This window comes from Paraburkholderia sp. SIMBA_027, assembly GCF_046535315.1.
Classification (GTDB): Bacteria; Pseudomonadota; Gammaproteobacteria; order Burkholderiales; family Burkholderiaceae; genus Paraburkholderia; species Paraburkholderia tropica.
Window position 1 is genome coordinate 120,670 of sequence record NZ_JAWRWY010000002.1, and the last position, 15,607, is coordinate 136,276.

The 15,607-nt window shown below is 65.1% G+C and carries 16 protein-coding genes; 9 read left to right on the forward strand and 7 right to left on the reverse strand.

Going from position 1 to position 15,607, the window contains the following annotated elements:
* Positions 1-53: 53 nt before the first annotated feature.
* A complete protein-coding gene (locus SB764_RS03540; RefSeq protein ID WP_410862686.1) occupies positions 54-1,469 on the forward strand; it encodes a PLP-dependent aminotransferase family protein in 1,416 nt (471 codons plus the stop codon).
* A gap of 18 nt (positions 1,470-1,487) precedes the next feature.
* Here SB764_RS03540 and SB764_RS03545 read toward each other — a convergent pair whose 3' ends face one another.
* Both SB764_RS03545 and SB764_RS03550 read right to left on the reverse strand, forming a co-directional pair.
* Complete coding sequence (locus SB764_RS03545) at positions 1,488-2,114, reverse strand: LysE family translocator (protein WP_065058925.1); 627 nt, start codon at positions 2,112-2,114, stop codon at positions 1,488-1,490.
* Positions 2,115-2,362: 248 nt separating this feature from the next.
* Positions 2,363-3,388, reverse strand: a complete 1,026-nt coding sequence (locus SB764_RS03550; protein ID WP_065058924.1) for a sulfonate ABC transporter substrate-binding protein — start codon at positions 3,386-3,388, stop codon at positions 2,363-2,365.
* Between the two features lie 266 nt (positions 3,389-3,654).
* On the opposite strand from SB764_RS03550, the gene SB764_RS03555 reads away from it, so the two are divergent.
* The 3 genes from SB764_RS03555 (at position 3,655) to SB764_RS03565 (ending at position 5,935) form a co-directional block, all read left to right on the forward strand.
* Positions 3,655-4,617 carry a fatty acid desaturase gene (locus tag SB764_RS03555; protein WP_080180446.1) on the forward strand — a complete coding sequence of 321 codons (963 nt, stop codon included), beginning with the start codon at positions 3,655-3,657 and terminating at the stop codon, positions 4,615-4,617.
* A gap of 76 nt (positions 4,618-4,693) precedes the next feature.
* Positions 4,694-5,617: a LysR substrate-binding domain-containing protein gene (locus tag SB764_RS03560; RefSeq protein WP_110328145.1), complete on the forward strand. Its 924-nt coding sequence runs from the start codon at positions 4,694-4,696 to the stop codon at positions 5,615-5,617.
* Positions 5,618-5,662: 45 nt separating this feature from the next.
* A complete protein-coding gene (locus SB764_RS03565) occupies positions 5,663-5,935 on the forward strand; it encodes a hypothetical protein (RefSeq protein ID WP_146230020.1) in 273 nt (90 codons plus the stop codon).
* A 107-nt stretch (positions 5,936-6,042) separates the two neighbouring features.
* Here SB764_RS03565 and SB764_RS03570 read toward each other — a convergent pair whose 3' ends face one another.
* From SB764_RS03570 to SB764_RS03585, 4 genes are all read right to left on the reverse strand, one after another.
* A complete protein-coding gene (locus SB764_RS03570) occupies positions 6,043-6,435 on the reverse strand; it encodes a hypothetical protein (protein ID WP_065058922.1) in 393 nt (130 codons plus the stop codon).
* 31 nt (positions 6,436-6,466) lie between these two features.
* Complete coding sequence (locus tag SB764_RS03575; protein WP_065058921.1) at positions 6,467-6,883, reverse strand: universal stress protein; 417 nt, start codon at positions 6,881-6,883, stop codon at positions 6,467-6,469.
* Positions 6,884-6,930: 47 nt separating this feature from the next.
* Positions 6,931-7,140, reverse strand: coding sequence for a hypothetical protein (locus tag SB764_RS03580; protein WP_183716155.1), 210 nt, complete (start codon positions 7,138-7,140; stop codon positions 6,931-6,933).
* Positions 7,141-7,291: 151 nt separating this feature from the next.
* Positions 7,292-8,833 (reverse strand): FAD-dependent oxidoreductase, encoded by a 1,542-nt coding sequence (locus SB764_RS03585; protein ID WP_321869949.1) that lies wholly within the window; start codon positions 8,831-8,833, stop codon positions 7,292-7,294.
* A gap of 260 nt (positions 8,834-9,093) precedes the next feature.
* On the opposite strand from SB764_RS03585, the gene SB764_RS03590 reads away from it, so the two are divergent.
* The 3 genes from SB764_RS03590 to SB764_RS03600 all read left to right on the forward strand — a co-directional run bounded on the left by SB764_RS03590 (position 9,094) and on the right by SB764_RS03600 (position 11,323).
* Positions 9,094-9,393, forward strand: a complete 300-nt coding sequence (locus SB764_RS03590; RefSeq protein WP_082991784.1) for a hypothetical protein — start codon at positions 9,094-9,096, stop codon at positions 9,391-9,393.
* 380 nt (positions 9,394-9,773) lie between these two features.
* A complete protein-coding gene (locus SB764_RS03595) occupies positions 9,774-10,781 on the forward strand; it encodes a M23 family metallopeptidase (protein WP_231957480.1) in 1,008 nt (335 codons plus the stop codon).
* A gap of 137 nt (positions 10,782-10,918) precedes the next feature.
* Positions 10,919-11,323 (forward strand): DUF302 domain-containing protein, encoded by a 405-nt coding sequence (locus SB764_RS03600; RefSeq protein WP_065058917.1) that lies wholly within the window; start codon positions 10,919-10,921, stop codon positions 11,321-11,323.
* 120 nt (positions 11,324-11,443) lie between these two features.
* Here SB764_RS03600 and SB764_RS03605 read toward each other — a convergent pair whose 3' ends face one another.
* On the reverse strand, positions 11,444-11,704 hold the full coding sequence (locus tag SB764_RS03605) for a hypothetical protein (RefSeq protein WP_321869950.1): 261 nt from the start codon (positions 11,702-11,704) through the stop codon (positions 11,444-11,446).
* 517 nt (positions 11,705-12,221) lie between these two features.
* Between SB764_RS03605 and SB764_RS03610 the strand changes: the two genes are divergently transcribed.
* Both SB764_RS03610 and SB764_RS03615 read left to right on the forward strand, forming a co-directional pair.
* The gene (locus SB764_RS03610) at positions 12,222-13,904 is read left to right on the forward strand and encodes a phospholipase C (RefSeq protein ID WP_110328150.1); all 1,683 of its coding nucleotides are present in this window, start codon (positions 12,222-12,224) and stop codon (positions 13,902-13,904) included.
* A 205-nt stretch (positions 13,905-14,109) separates the two neighbouring features.
* Positions 14,110-15,552: a cytochrome-c peroxidase gene (locus SB764_RS03615; protein ID WP_410862690.1), complete on the forward strand. Its 1,443-nt coding sequence runs from the start codon at positions 14,110-14,112 to the stop codon at positions 15,550-15,552.
* The last annotated feature ends 55 nt before the right edge of the window (positions 15,553-15,607 follow it).

Genomic DNA, 15,607 nt, shown 5'->3' on the forward strand with positions numbered 1-15,607 from the left:
CCCAACTGTATTGGTCTGTACTCGGCACGGCAGGGTACAGTCCACGCCACCTTATGATCGAAATCGAACTGGAACGCGGCCGCCAGGCCGCTACGACGCTCGTCGAACAGATCGTCCGCGCGTTTGCGCGGGCGATCGAGGCGCACACGCTGCGCACGGGCGCGCTTTTGCCCTCGGTGCGCCAGCTCGCGCAATCGCACGAGTTGTCCACCTATACGGTGACCGAAGCGTATAACCGGCTCGTGTCGATGGGACTCGTGGTGGCCCGGCGCGGTTCCGGCTATCGCGTGGCGCAGCGCGCCGAAGCGCCGCGCGCCAGCGCGGCGGGCTGGCAGCCGCCCGCGCTCGCCGCCACCTGGCTGCTGTCCGATGTGTTCGCCGATCACTCGGTGCCGATCAAGGCCGGCTGCGGCTGGATGCCCGGCGAGTGGATCAACGAAACGGGGCTGCACCATGCGCTGCGCGCGACGAGTCGCGTGCCGGCGGTGCGGCTGGGCGACTACGGTCATCCGTATGGTTTTGCGCCGTTGCGCGAGCGCGTGGCGGCGCAACTCGATCGCCAGGGGCTGCCGGTCGAGGTCGGCAACGTGTTGCTCACGCAGGGCGCGACGCAAGGGCTCGATCTGATCGTGCGCACGCTGCTGCGGCCCGGCGACACTGTACTGGTCGAAGACCCGGGCTACTGCAATCTGCTGCAGATTCTCAAGCTCGCGGGCCTGACGGTGCAGGGCGTGCCGCGCACGCCCGCCGGGCTCGATCTCGACGCGCTCGAGCAGCAGGTCGCCGCGCATCGGCCCAAGGCGATCTTCGTGAACACGACGCTGCAAAATCCCACCGGCGCGAGTTTCACGATGGCGAACGCGTTCCGCCTGCTGCAGATCGCCGAGCGCGAGCGCATGTGGGTGGTCGAAGACGATGTCAGCCGCGAACTCGCGCCGCCGGGCGCGCCGCTGCTCGCGGCGATGGAAGGCCTGCAGCGCGTGCTGTATGTGGGCGGCTTTTCGAAGACGGTCACGCCGTCGCTGCGTTGCGGCTATGTCGTCGCGGAGCGCGACGTGCTGCGTGAACTCGCGCGCGCGAAGATGGCGGTGGGGCTCACGTCTTCGCAGACGATCGAGCGCATCGTCGACAAGGTGCTGCTCGAAGGGCGCTACGCGCGCCACGTCGAAATCGTCAATGAGCAGTTGAAGGCCGCGCATGCGACGTTCGAAGAGCGCATCGACGCGCTCGGGCTCGAACCGTTCTGCCGGCCGCGCGCGGGACTGTTCGTCTGGGTGCGGCTGCCGGTGGAGGCCGCGCGGGCGGGCGAGCTGGCGACGGCCGCGCTGCGGGACGGTATCTGGCTCGCGCCGGGCTCGTATTTCCGTCCCGACGACGCGGCCTGTTCCTGGTTCCGTTTCAATGCGCCGTACTCGCTCGACGACGCGCTCTGGCGTTTTATCGAGCGCGCGAGCAGCGGAAACTTCTAAGGGATCCTGACGAAGCGATCAGCTTTGTGCAAGATGCGCGAGATGCGCAAGCAGCGGATACATCGAGGCGACGAGTGACAGCGCCATGGCGATGTTGAATGCGCGCAGGCGGCGCGGATCGGCGAGAAAGCGGCGCATGCCGGTGCCGAACGCGGCCCACACGCAGATGCAGGGCAAGCCGATCACATAGAACAACGCGGCCATCACGACGGTATTCATGCCGAAGTCCGTCGACAGCCGGATCGTCGTCGCGGCGGTCAGCACCATCATCCACGCCTTGGGGTTGATCCACTGGAACGCGATGGCCTCGTGAAAGCGCATGGGACGCCGCTCGCCGCTTTTCATCTTGAGGTCGCCCGAGGTGCCGATTTTCCACGCGAGCCACAGCAGATACGCCACGCTCGCGGCTTCGAGTGCCGTGTAGAGCATGGGCACGTGGCGGAACGCCTGACCCAGACCGAAACCCACGGAGAGCATCAACACCACGACGCCCGCGCTGATGCCGAGAATATGCGGCACCGTGCGCCGGAAGCCGAAATTGACGCCCGAGGCGAGCAGCATGGTGTTATTGGGGCCGGGCGTGATGGTCGTGACGATGACGAACAGCATGCCGGCGGGCAGGGCGCTGAGCATGTCGGGCAGCATGAGGCGAGGGCTCCGGTAAAGCGAGGGCGATCGTATCGATCAGGATGGAGCCAGTCTAGCTGCGTGTTTCGGTACAGTACCGGTACAGATGGCAGAGTGTCTGCCGGTACGGCGTGGTGGCGGGTGGACGGGAACTGTCCGGTGGTCGGGGTGACGGGCGGTGACGGGCGGACCGCCGGGCCAAGCTGAGCTGGACCGCGCCCGGCCGCGCTGTCCTGCACGCGGCGGGCGTCTGGGTGCGAAGTCGCTCAGGTGGTCTGCCAGCGTGCGTCGGCGACCACGAGCTTGCGCGGGATGAGCTTGAGTTCGGTGAACGTGTCCGCGATCTGTTGCTGGTAGGCGAGCGTGGCGGCATCGATGGGGCGCACGCCGTAACCGGCGCGCTTGAGCGCCACTTCGAGCGTGGCCGTGTCGAGGCCGACCAGCGGCGACAGTTGCGCGGCGACCGCCGGAATGTTGTCGCGCGCGAAATTATCCACGGCGACGAGTTCGTCGACCAGCGCCCGCACGACCTGCGGCTGTGCATCGGCGAACTTGCGGGTCGCGAGGTAATACTGCACGTTGTCGACGAGATGCTCGCCGTTGGCGATCGTGCGCGCATTGGCCTGACGCTCGATCGCGGCGAGATACGGGTCCCAGATCACCCAGGCATCGACGCTGCGGCTCGTGAACGCGGCGCGCGCATCGGCGGGCGCGAGATAAACGGGCTGAATATCCTCGTACTTGAGATTCGCTTTTTGGAGCGCTTTCACGAGCAGATAGTGCACGTTCGAGCCTTTATTCAAGGCCACGCGCTTGCCGCGCAGATCGGCGACCGTGCGAATCGGCGAATCCTGCGGGACCACGATGGCTTCGCCCTTCGGCGCGGGCGGCTCGCTGGCGATATAGACGAAATCCACGCCGCCAGCCTGCGCGAAAATCGGCGGCGTCTCGCCAACCGTGCCGACATCGACCGCGCCCGCATTGAGGCCTTCGAGCAATTGCGGACCGCCGGGGAATTCCAGCCATTGCACCGAAAAACCGAGCGGCGCAAGGCGTTTTTCGAGCGTGCCGCGCGCTTTCAATACGACGAAATTCCCGTACTTCTGAAAACCGACGCGCAGCACCTTGTTGCCTTGCGCGCGCGCCGCGCCGCTTTGCAGCGCGAATGCGGAGGCGGCGCCGACGCCGGCCGCGCTACGGATCGTGGCCAGCGTGGCCGCGCCCGCAGCGGCTTTCAGAAGCTGTCGACGCGCGCCGTTGGCGCGGTGGTCGTCGTGTTGATCGTTCGACATCGTGTGGTCTGCCTTTGAATGACGCTATTTGCGAATGGCTGCGCGCATTGAACACCCATTGAACGCCGATTGTTCGCGCGAGAGGTGTCACCTTAAATCCGTTTTAGCGTCGGCCTAACCAAGATATCGTCAGATGCTTATCTGCCGCCTCGCATATCGCGTTGCATGCGCGAACGTCATAACGATGTGCAAATCCATTATTGGAGCGCCGCGCGGCGCGTCCTTATACTGCGGCCTCATTGTGGGCGAAGTGGCAGGCGGCAGACATGGCGGAATATTTCGACGCGGAACACGCGCAGGCTGTTGCCGCGCTCGAAGCGCGCTTCGCGGCGCGCACGGAATGGCCCACATGGCTGCTGATCGCGGGCGTGTACGGCGGCTGGTTCGCCACGCTGCTGATGGTGCGCCATCATGCGCTCTCGCTGCACGCCGCCGCGCCGCTGCTCGCTGTGCTGTGCGCCTGGCATATGTCGATGCAGCACGAATTGCTGCACGGTCATCCGACACAATATGCATTCCTGAATAAATTGCTGGGATTCGCGCCGCTCACGATCTGGTTTCCCTACACGCTCTATCGCGACGCGCATCTCGAACATCATCGCGACGAAGCGCTCACCTTGCCGGGCCTCGATCCCGAAACGAATTATGTGCCCGCAGGCGAGTGGCAACGCTGGCCCGCGTGGCGTCGTGCGCTCTGGCACGCGCGCAAAAGCTTCGTGGGCAGAATGGTGGTGAGCCCGCCGATGAGCGCCGCCGCGGTGCTGGCCGCCGCGTTCAAAGCGCTGCGCACGCGCGACCGCCGCTATGCGCCGATGTGGATCGTGCACGGCGCGTGCGTCGCTGCGTTGCTGTTCGCGCTGCAACACTGGGCAGGCGTGCCGTGGTGGTTTTATCTGCTCGCCGTGACGTGGCCCGCGCTGTCGCTCGCGACCATCCGCTCGTTATACGAACATCGCGCCGCGCCGGACCCAAAGGCGCGCATCGCGATCAACGAAGCGGGCGCGGCCATGCGGCTGCTGTTTCTGAACAACAACTATCACCTCGTTCATCACGACCTGCCGTCGCTCGCCTGGTACAACCTGCCGCGTGCGTACCATCTGCGTCGCGCGGATTACGCCGACAAATGCGCGGATTTCGTGATCCGCGGCGGCTATGGCGAGTTGCTGCGCCGCTACGCCTGGAAAGCCACCGACGCACCGGTTCATCCGTTCGGCAACGGCGCGGCCTGATCCGTTCGCGAGCCCACCCCACGTTTAGCCAAAAGATCGATATACATCGAAGCGCGGGATTGATAGGCTGCGGCGTATGGATTCTTTACTCACTTCCGCATCGCTGCGGCGCCTGCAGGTGTTTCTCGCCGTCTGCGAGACGCTGCATATGGCGCGCGCCGCCGAACAGCTCGGCGTGGCCCAGCCCGCGCTCAGTCAACAGATCAAGGGACTTGAAGAGGCGCTCGGCGTGCGCCTCTTTCATCGCCGCAAGCGGGGCATCGACCTCACGGCGGCGGGCGAGGCCTTTCGCGCCGAAGCGCAGAAACTGCTCGCGCTGCACGGTCACGCGATCGACGCGGTCAGGCGCACTGCGCGCGGCGAACTGGGCACGCTGGCGATCGGCTATGTCGCGTCGGCGATGTTCGAGCGCAGCTTTCCCGCGCAATTGCGGGCCATGCGCGAGACGCATCCGAATGTGGAACTGGAGTTGCGCGACGAGAACCTGCGTACGCTGTTCGCGGCGCTGGAAGCGGGCGAACTCGATGTCGCGCTGGTGCGTGCGCCCGTGGCCGCCGAGGCGCCGCTGCGCCATCGCGTCCATTCGAGTCAGGAACTGGTGGTGATCTTGCCGAAGTGGCATCCGCTCGCCGCGCTGGAAAAGATTCCGCTGGCGAAGCTCGCGACGGAGCCGATGGTGGGCTTTCCCGATCCCGACGACGTCGGCACGATGCGCGTCGTCACCGACCTCGCGGCCAAGGCGGGCGTGAAGCTGCAACCGAAGTGGAAGGTCTCGGACGTGGGCAGCATCATCGGCCTGGTGGCGGCCGGGTTGGGGTTCGGGATCGTGCCGCTTGAGATCGCGCGGCTCGCGGGCGCCGGGATCGTGGCGCGACCGCTGGCGGCGCGTGGAGCGCGCGCCGAACTTTGGCTGGTCTGGCACGAGGCGCGCGAAACGCCCGCGCTGAGCCGGTTTCTGGCGATCGCCGGCAAAAGCCGCGTGGCGAAGGCCGCCGGCTAGCATGCACGCGGCGTCTTGCGCGATGAGCGCGCACGGAGGCCACGCATGGGCGTAGCAACGGCCGACGCGGTCGCGCTGGATGCGGCGACCGCGCAGAGTCAGGCAGACGACGGTCTGCCGCGAAGCTTGCGCTTCTTAGAAGCTGCGACGCTGCGCTTCGGCGAGCAGTTCGCAGTATTCGAGGTGGCGATTCAGCGCCACGGTGCCGAGACGGCGTGCTGCTTCAAGAAATCGAGCCACATTCGACGAAATTGCAATAATCACTGCGCCCATGATGTCCTCGTTTGGCTGGGGTATGTACCTAAGGGTTATCCCTAATCATACGCGCTTCCATCGGGAATGCAACGGCGTGAGTGTGTCGATTTGCAACACTCGGCCCCGGCTGGCCCCGAAAATCGGGGCAAAACCGGCGCCGACTGTGCGGATTAGCGCAACGATCGCGGCTGCCACGGTCCGCGCGCCGCGATCCCGCCCTGCAATCCAATATGCAATTCCACAAGCCAGCGGCGCGGGCACTCGCTGCTGACGCGCACGGTGCGGCCGCTCGCGATGGCGCGCGGCTCGACGAAGCCACTCGCCCGCGCGTCGCGCCAGGCGTGGTGCGCGTCGGAGCGAATCCAGACGCTCAATGCGGCGCAGGTCATGAAGCAGAACAGGGTGGTGAGGCCGAGCGCGAGATCGGGATGGCTGCCGCGCGCGACAAAGGCGAACGCGCAGGTGAGGATCGGGTTGATCAGCAGAATCAGGACGACGAGGCGCAAGACCGCGCGACGGCGCGGCGTCGACGTGTGACGAAACGAGGTGCCGGGGTGGTGCATGGTGAGTCGCTACGCGTATTTATTGTTTGGCTCATTGCAGCAGCGTGACGGGTGCGGCGCACAGCCGCCGGAGTTGCGCGAGCATGCCCCATTTGCGCAGAAAGCCCAGACGGCTCGCGTCGACCACGACGATATCGGCGCTCGCGCACTCCACGCATGCTGCAATGCTGCGAGCGGGCGGTCCGAACACGCTGCGCCGCGTGTAGGGCACGCCGGCGTCGTCGAGAATCGCGCAGGTTCGCGCGAGTGCGTCGCTCATCGAGCGATGGTAGCGTTCGCGCAATTCGGCCGGCGACCAGAATGCGCTGCTGCGGTCGATCGAAGCGTCGCCCAGCACTTCGACGACTTCGACTTCGCTGACGCAATGCTCGGCGAACAGAAAGGCGCTGTGGCGCGCGGCTTCGGCGGCGCCGTGCCGGTCGAAGATGGGGATCAGCAGTTTGAGCACGGAAACCTCGGGAGACTTTGTGAATACGCTCGACGCAGACAGGGCGCTCAGTCGCGCACGAACACGAACGGAGCCAGCGCGGCCACGCAGAGCGCGAGACCGGCTACGGCGGACCCCAGCGCGATGCAGGTCACGGCTGCGCCCACGCCTGTCACGGCGATCGCATCGAGACGCCGCCGCCGCGCACGCCGGCACTCGATCTCGGCCAGCGACGCCGAGCGTGCAAGCGGTGCTTGCGCCCAGGTGAATACCGTCATGAACCCTCCGTCGACGCGCGATGCGCAAAAGTTGCAGGAGCTGCAACCACGGAGGAAATCGTAGCGGGCGCGCCGTAAAAACCGTGCTAAAACACGCGGCGGCCGTCATAAACGCGGCGTATCGAAACGCAGAAAGCGGATCAGGCCGGGATCAGCCGCCGAGTACGGCGCGCGCAATATCGGCCGTAATCGGTTCGCGCATGCGTTCGATCAGATGTGCGGTCGCCTGATCGTAACCGCAGGCGAGCACGGCCTGGACGTGGCCGAGGCGCGAATAGATCGCGCGAAAACGGCCTTCCGCGAAGCTGCCGGAGATGTCGAGATCGTCCCATTGCGTGGCGTGGCCGAGATAATCCACGCGCTGGCCGAAATGCTCGGTCCAAAAGAACGGCACGCCTTCGTAGCGCACCTCGCGTTCGAGCATGTTGAGTGCCGCTACGTGCGCGAGTTGCTGCGCGACGCGCCAGTGCTCGATGCGCGCCGTGCGTGCGAGGCCCGAGCCGTCGGCAAGCGGAAAGCGCGCAATATCACCGGCCACGTAGACGCGCGGCGCGGCGCACATCGTCGCATCGACGCTCACGCCGCCGTCGTGATCGAGCTTCAGTCCGGCCAGCAACTGCGTCGCGGGGCGCACGCCCACGCCCGCGATGACCGCGTGCGCGGGCAAGTTCTCGCCAGTGTCGAGTTGAATCGATTCAATGCATTCGCGGCCTTCCAGACGCAGCGCCTTCGCGCGCTGAAACGTCACGCCGTGCGCCTCGTGCCAGTCGCGAAACAGGCCGCCGACGCGCGCGCCCAGCGCCTGGTGCAAGGGCACGCCGCTCGGCGTGACGACGGTCACGCGTACATCGCGCTTGCGCAGCGCCGAGGCGGTTTCGAGCGAGATGAAGCTGTCGCCGAGCATGACGACGTGCTCGCCGGGTGCAATGCCTTCAAGAATCGCCTTCGCGTCGTGCAACGTGCGCAGCGTGAACACGCGATCGAGATTGGCGCCGGGCAGGTCGGGCCGACGCGCGCTCGAACCGGTCGCGACCAGTGCGGCGTCGAATGCGGTTTCGCGGCCATCTGCGAGCGTGACGCGCTTGAGCGCCGTGTCGAAGCGCACGACGGCGGTGTGCTCGATGCGCAGACGTTCGTCGCGCGTTATTTCCTCGGACAAAAGCGGCGGCACGTCGTCAGGCTGCATGTCACCTGCGGGAACGAATTTGCTCAGACAGGTGCGGTCGTAAGGCGCTTCGGGCTCCGCGCAGAAGACGGTCAACTCGCCGTCGAAACCGTTGTCGAGCAGCGTGGCCACCGCCGATGCGGCCGCCGCACCGCCGCCGATAATCGCGAAGCGTTGCGGCGTGCCGCGCCGCGCGACGGTCGCCGCCGGCGCGCCGGGCTGCAGATCGATGAATACGCTCGACGACTCCACCTTGACGGGCCACGCCTTGAGGCTGCCCAGCGCGGGCGGTTCGAGCCACGCGCCGCTATCGGCGGCGAATACGGCCTTGTGCCACGGACAGACGATGCGGCCATTGCAGAGCGCGCCGGCTTCGAGCGGCGCGCCAGCGTGCGGACAATCCGCCTGAAACGCCCGCAGGCATTCGCCGTCGCGCACGAGCAGGACGGCTTCGTTTTCGATCTTCACGCGCGTCATGCCCGAAGCGGGCAATGCTCCCAGTTCCGCTGCCTTGATCCATGCATTCATGACGCGCTCCTGCCTGAAATAGCCGATATTTCCCGCTTGATGTAGCGGAAAGACGCATAGGAAAGAGCGCAAGCGCCGTGCCGCCGCAACACGGCCAGCCGATGCGAATAACGATGCGAATAACGATGCGGATAAATCAGCCGCGCCAACGGCACGCTTCGTGCGCTAACGGTCGTGAGCGTGTGATCGACACGTGTTTGTCGGTCTGCGTTTTTCATTCGGGCAGATCGACCATTTTCATTTAATCAGGAGTCCAATCTATGTTGACGAAGAAAACACTTGCGGCGGCGCTGGTCGTCGCCATGGCGACGATGTCGGGCGCCGCGTTCGCGCAAGGCAACGGCGGCGGCAGCAGTAGCAACGGCACGGGTGCGCAGGGCGCGGGCGGCGACGCCAGCGGTTCGACGCAGAACATGAACATGGACCAGCGCCAGCCGGCCTCGTCGGCGCATGCCACGACGAAGCATCACAGCACGAAGTCGCACCACGCAAAGAAGCCCATGAACGACACCACGAATACGCCTGGCGCAGACGCCAGCAGCGATACCAAGGGTCAATAGCGATGCAGCGTGAGGTGGAAAATGCATTGCGCGAGCGGCCCGAAAGGGCCGTTCCGCCTGAAACGGGGCCATAAAATAATTGCCGCAATTTCGCGGCGTGCGAACAATAATTCAGAAATAAATACCGAAAAAATAAGGGGAATAACGTTATCGAACTTTTTTAAGTTTGTTTTAAGAAAGCCTCGATAGCCTCGGGCCTTTCGCCCATCGGCACCGCAAGGGTGGCCGGTGTCACATCGAAAGTCGTGTGTCACGCGCGCGGCTTTTCGCCAGCATTCCGTTTCCAGCAGATGCCCAAACTCGTCTTGTCGACATCTACGGGATTCTCGGGTAAAGCGTTCATCGTCGCCGCTATGAGCACGGCCTGCACCGCATGGCTCATGCACCAGGCCCCCACGCAAAGCGCCGACGTATCGCTGCACGCATCCGACGATATCCCGGCTCATGCCACGCGCGACGGCGCGTCCGCGACTGCCACGCAATCCGCCCAGACCGCTGCAAGCACGCCGCCCGCCGCGCCCGCTTATCGCGTCGAAACGGCCCAGGTTACGCACAGCTTTTCCGAAGCCGCGACCAAACTGGGCGTCGACGCGGCGACCGCCGCGCAACTCGCGCGCGCGCTCGCGGGCCGACTCGATTTTCGCCGCGATCTGCAACCCGGCAGCGAAGTGCGCTTCGTGTTTCGCAACGACAACGCGCCGGCCGATGCGAATGCACAGACGAATATGCAGACAAATGCGCAGGCGGCGTCACAACCGGTAGCCGCCACGAGCGCCAGCACTGCCGCGAGTCCCGACGACGATCTCCCGCTCGCCGTGCGCATTTCCACGGGCAAGACGTCGCACGACTTGTTCCTCTATCGCAATCTCGACGGCAAGGCGTTCTATTACGGCGCCGACGGCCAGTCGAATGCGCCTTCGTTCACGCGCTATCCGCTCGCTTATACGCGAGTGTCGTCGGCGTTCTCGCCAAATCGGCTCGATCCGGTCACGCATCGCTGGGCGGCGCACGAAGGCGTCGATCTCGCCGCGCCCGCAGGCACGCCCGTGCACGCAACCGCGCGCGGCACCGTGACGTTCGCGGGCTGGGAGACCGGCTATGGACGCGTCATCAAGATCAAGAATTTCGGCGACTATTCGACGACCTTCGCGCATCTCTCGCGTTTTGCGAAGTCGCTGCGCGCGGGCGCGCAGGTGCGCAAGGGGCAAGTCATCGGTTATGTCGGGTCGACGGGATGGGCGACGGGACCGCATCTGCATTACGAAGTGCACGTCGATCACGTGCCGAAGAATCCGCTCACGGTCGCGCTGCCGCAACGCTCGGGCATGAGCGCCGAGGAAAAAGAGCATTTCGCCCAGCAGGTCGCGCAGTTCGAGCCGATGCTCTGATCGCGGTGTCCCCGCCGTTTGCGCGCCGGTCCCCGGCCGTTTCCGCACGGTTTCCCCTGCCGTCAGGTTTATGCACTACAGTGCGTGAGCACGCACGCCTTATCGCGCGCATCACCGCTCATCAGGGAGCCAAGGTCATGACCGAACATCGGCAGCACCCATCGTCCGTGGTGTCGTTCAAAAGCGCCCACGATTTCGATACGACCATCGCGCAACTCAAAAGGGCGCTCGACGGCGTGGGCGCCACCGTGTTCGCGGACGTGGACCAGCGCGAGGCGGCGTCGCTCGTCGGGCTCGCATTGCGGCCCACGCGGCTGATTCTCTTCGGCAATCCGAAAGCGGGCACGCCGATCATGGCCGCCAATGCACACGCGGCGCTCGAGTTGCCGCTGCGCCTCGTGGTCTGGCAGGACGACGAGGGCCACGCGGTGGTCGATTACCGCGATGTCTCGCAGACGCTCGGTCCGCTCTACGCCATCGCGCCCGAACTGCTCGGGCCGATCCAGCGCGTCGCCGCCTTGTTGCAGGCGGCCGTGCAGTAATATCCGACGAAAAGTGAGCCGTGCGCTTTAGCCCCTGAAATACGGGGCGAAAAGCGCGCGTCAGTGTACATCTTCTTCATCGTTCGTTGATTGAAAAGCGCGTTGCGCAACGCACGCGCTTCATTGCCCGAAAAATAGATCGCACTGCGAACGAGGCAGACACGGCTTGCCGCCGGTGCGCTGGCCGGCCGCGCTGCGCGTGTCGGCCGTGCCGCCGTACGACATGTCGGTCGCGGCCTGAGCGGACGCGTTGGCGTCGTCGAGCAGGCTGCGATGTGCGCTTTCCGGCGGCACCGCTTCGTCCCGGGCCAGCGACGTACGCGGCGTGCCGGCCGCCACGACGCTCACGCACACGGCGAATATCGCCAATCGGATTTTCATTTCGACACTCCTTCTTCATGCGCCGCCGCACACGCGGTGCAGGGCGGCGCGCGCGCACGACACGCGCCACCGCGCCGTACGCATTCAGGTGGAGTCGGGATGCCGGCACAACGCCAGGGCTGCCGAACGTGTTAGCTGACTGCTTACACCGTGGCGCGCCCTCGCCAGGCGGAGGGCGGCGCAGCACGGCGCGGCGCAAGAAGAAGGGAAGAGCGGGCGCGCAGAGAACGTCCGCGCTGCCCTTCAGTTATAGCGCGCGCACGCGAGAGTGCAAAACCCGGCCGTCTTTCAGGATTTCACCAATTCTTCCCATTTCTTTCGGCATTGAAATGTAGTGAAAGCTTAAGGAAATTGAATGGTCGCTGTCACGTCATGTTGTGGTGTTGTAATTCGCTCGCCCTGATGTCTGGCGCATTAACCCGGTGAAACCTGATCGGCGCGAAAGCAAGCCCACACGTATTCGACGCGTCGAGCAGGACTCTAAAACCAACTCGAAAAATCGATGGAGCCCACAAAAATGTACCGCCGAGCATTACTCGCCGTACCGTGCGTCGGCATTGCCGCCGCACTGTTCGCGTGCGGCAGCAGCAATTCGAACTCGGGTTCGACGACGTCGTCGCAGTCCGCACAGGACGCGCTCACGACTGCCACGCCGATCAAGCACCTTGTGGTGATCTACGGCGAGAACGTCTCGTTCGATCACTACTTCGCGACCTATCCGAGCGCGACGAATCCGTCGGGCGAGCCGTCGTTTACGGCCGCTTCGGGTACGCCGTCGATCAACGGCCTGACGGGCACGCTGCTCACGTCGAACCCGAACTTCACCAACACGGCCAACGGCACGGACGCGGCCAATCCGTTCCGCCTCGACCGCACGCAAGCCGCCACCGCCGACCAGAACCACGCCTACACGGCCGAGCAGCAAGCCGGCGACAACGGCGCGCTCGACCTGTTCCCGAAGTACACGGGTAACGCGACGAGCGGCGGCGCCGGCGCCTTCGGCACGAAGGGCCAGGTGATGGGCTTCTACGACGGCAACACCGTCACGGCGCTCTGGAACTACGCGCAGAAGTACGCGATGAGCGACAACGCCTGGACGACGACCTACGGTCCGTCGACGCCTGGCGCGCTCGAAGTCGTGTCGGGCCAGACCAACGGCCTCGAACTCGTGAACACGTCGAAGCAGCCGGCCACGGCCACCACCTCGTCTTACTACATCCAGGACGGCGCAGGCGGTCTGACGATGATTAACGACGTCGATCCGGGCTACGACACCTGCTCGAGCACGACCGACTCCGGCATGATCAACGCGAAGAACATCGGCGACCTGCTGAACGCGCAGAAGATCACGTGGGGCGGCTTCATGGGCGGCTTCAACCTGCAGACCGTGAACTCGAACGGCACGACGGGCTGCAAGCGCAGCACGATCGCGACGGCGGTGAACGCGGCGACGGCCGATTACATCCCGCACCACAACTGGTTCCAGTACTTCAAGTCGACGGCGAACCCGCAGCATCTGCGCCCGAGCTCGACGGCCGTGATCGGCAGCACGCTCGAAGCGGACGGCAAGACGCTCGATCCGGCGAACCACCAGTACGACACGGATGACTTCTTCGCTGCGGTGAAGGCGGGCAACTATCCGTCGGTGAGCTTCCTGAAGGCGCCGGCCGCGCAAGACGCGCACGCAGGCTATTCGGATCCGCTCGACGAGCAGGCGTTCGTCACCAAGGTCGTGAACTTCCTGATGCAGCAGCCGGACTGGAAGAACACCGCCGTGGTCGTGACCTATGACGACTCGGACGGCTGGTACGACCATCAGTACATGGCGCCGGTCAGGTCGTCGCTCGCCAGCGCCGACCAGCTCAACGGCAGCGGCGTGTGCGGCACGGGCACGCAGCCGACGGGTGTGAACGGCTCGCCGGTCAACGGCCGCTGCGGTCCGGGCACGCGCATTCCGTTCCTCGTGATCTCGCCGTGGGCGAAGACGAACTACGTCGACCACACGTTCATCGACCAGGCTTCGGTGGTGCGTTTCATCGAAGACAACTGGCTCGGCGGCGCGCGTCTCGGCGGCGGCTCGTTCGATGCCGCGGCAGGCGACCTGCGCGGCATGCTGAACACGACCGGCACGGCGGTGACGTCGCCCCTGTACCTCGACGGAACGCTCGGCACGCAGCTGAGCGCCGCACCGGCGATGTAAATCGAGCGGCGGCGCGAGGCTTGAGCTGCAAGTGAGCTGCCAGCCTCGCGCCGCGTTTGCCCGCCATCGACGACATCCGATAACCAGCGATGTCGAGATGACGGGATGACTATCGCTGACCCGCTTGCCGTGCATGCGCTCCCGTAGCGCTCACGGCAATTCGGCGTTTCAGCGCCAACACGAAGAACGCCACGAAGAACGCATCATGTCCGAGCTTTCCGCATCGCCCACTCCGTCTTCTCCTTCACCCGGGCCGCACGCGCCGCGCACGTCGACGCGTCCCGCGCGCCTCGTGCTGCGCGCCGCCGCCGCCGTGCTGGTCGCGGGCCTCGGCTTCTGTGCCTACGCCGTGGCGTTTCCCGCACATGTGCCCGAGGCGGTCGGCGAAGTCGTCGAGAACCTCACGGGCGCGAATCCGCATCCTGTCGTGCTGCAGCGTCCGCCGGTCGCGCCGCTCTCGGCGATGGCGCAGCTCGGCAAGCAACTGTTTTTCGATCCTTCGCTCTCGGGCTCGGGTCAGCAGTCCTGCGCCTCGTGCCATAGCCCCGATCACGCATACGGTCCGCCCAACGGGCTCGACGTGCAGAAGGGCGGTCTCGCGATGACGCAGCAGGGCTATCGTCCGCCGCCTTCGCTGATGTATCTGTATCGCCAGCCCAATTTCAGCATCGGTCCCGATGCCGGTGAAAACGACGATGCGCCCACGGTGCAGCAGCAGGCGTCCGCTTCGGCGAATGTGGTGAAGTCGCAGAAGACCGCGGGCGGCGCGTCGACGTCGGTGGAAATGGTGCCGCAGGGCGGTCTGTTCTGGGACGGTCGCGCCGACACGCTGCAACAGCAGGCCTATGGCCCGCTGCTCAATCCGGTGGAAATGGCCAACAAGGACGTGGACAGCGTCGCGCAGAAGCTGAAGAATGCGCCCTACGCGAAGCACTTCAACGAATTGTTCGGACCCCGAATCTTCGACAACCCGAAGATGGCCGTGTCGGAAGCGATGTTCGCGATCTCGCGCTATCAGGTGGAAGATCCGTCGTTCCATCCGTACAACAGCAAGTACGACCGCTGGCTCGAAGGGCGCGCGCATCTCTCGCAGGCCGAACTGCACGGGCTGCGTCTCTTCAACGATCCGGACAAGGCGAATTGCGCGGGCTGCCACCTCTCGAAGCCCGGCAAGGACGGTCTGCCGCCGATGTTCACCGACTACCAGTATGAAGCGCTCGGCGTGCCGCGCAATCGCACGCTCGCGCAGAACCGCGATCCGAAGTTCAACGATCTCGGCGTATGCGGTCCGTTCCGTGCCGACATGAAAGACCAGCAGCAATACTGCGGGATGTTCCTCACACCCACGCTGCGCAACTCGGCCTCGCGCACGGTGTTCTTCCACAACGGCATCTATCACGACCTCGACCGCGTGATGGCGTTCTACAACGAGCGCAATACCGATCCGGGCAAGTTCTATCCGCGCGGCGCGGACGGCAAGATCGAGAAATACGACGACATGCCGGCCGATCTGCAGAAGAACGTCGATGTGGCCGATGCACCGTTCGACCGCAAGTTCGGCGACAAGCCCGCCATGACCGCGGACGAAATCCACGACATCATCGCGTTCCTCAAAACGCTCAACGACGATCCGGTGCCGTCGCACTGATCGACGCAAAGTCACGCGAATATGCAAATACGCAAATACGCGGACCAACGGCCAA

Excerpts from the sequence above, each read along its gene's own strand:
- SB764_RS03545 (WP_065058925.1), bottom strand. The coding sequence starts at position 2,114 with ATGCTGCCCGACATGCTCAGCGCCCTGCCCGCCGGCATGCTGTTCGTC.
- SB764_RS03570 (WP_065058922.1), bottom strand. The coding sequence starts at position 6,435 with ATGCACCACCCCGGCACCTCGTTTCGTCACACGTCGACGCCGCGCCGT.
- SB764_RS03540 (WP_410862686.1), top strand. The coding sequence starts at position 54 with ATGATCGAAATCGAACTGGAACGCGGCCGCCAGGCCGCTACGACGCTC.
- SB764_RS03615 (WP_410862690.1), top strand. The coding sequence starts at position 14,110 with ATGTCCGAGCTTTCCGCATCGCCCACTCCGTCTTCTCCTTCACCCGGG.
- SB764_RS03600 (WP_065058917.1), top strand. The coding sequence starts at position 10,919 with ATGACCGAACATCGGCAGCACCCATCGTCCGTGGTGTCGTTCAAAAGC.
- SB764_RS03605 (WP_321869950.1), bottom strand. The coding sequence starts at position 11,704 with ATGAAAATCCGATTGGCGATATTCGCCGTGTGCGTGAGCGTCGTGGCG.
- SB764_RS03590 (WP_082991784.1), top strand. The coding sequence starts at position 9,094 with ATGTTGACGAAGAAAACACTTGCGGCGGCGCTGGTCGTCGCCATGGCG.
- SB764_RS03565 (WP_146230020.1), top strand. The coding sequence starts at position 5,663 with ATGGGCGTAGCAACGGCCGACGCGGTCGCGCTGGATGCGGCGACCGCG.
- SB764_RS03580 (WP_183716155.1), bottom strand. The coding sequence starts at position 7,140 with ATGACGGTATTCACCTGGGCGCAAGCACCGCTTGCACGCTCGGCGTCG.
- SB764_RS03610 (WP_110328150.1), top strand. The coding sequence starts at position 12,222 with ATGTACCGCCGAGCATTACTCGCCGTACCGTGCGTCGGCATTGCCGCC.
- SB764_RS03560 (WP_110328145.1), top strand. The coding sequence starts at position 4,694 with ATGGATTCTTTACTCACTTCCGCATCGCTGCGGCGCCTGCAGGTGTTT.
- SB764_RS03585 (WP_321869949.1), bottom strand. The coding sequence starts at position 8,833 with ATGAATGCATGGATCAAGGCAGCGGAACTGGGAGCATTGCCCGCTTCG.
- SB764_RS03550 (WP_065058924.1), bottom strand. The coding sequence starts at position 3,388 with ATGTCGAACGATCAACACGACGACCACCGCGCCAACGGCGCGCGTCGA.
- SB764_RS03555 (WP_080180446.1), top strand. The coding sequence starts at position 3,655 with ATGGCGGAATATTTCGACGCGGAACACGCGCAGGCTGTTGCCGCGCTC.
- SB764_RS03595 (WP_231957480.1), top strand. The coding sequence starts at position 9,774 with ATGCACCAGGCCCCCACGCAAAGCGCCGACGTATCGCTGCACGCATCC.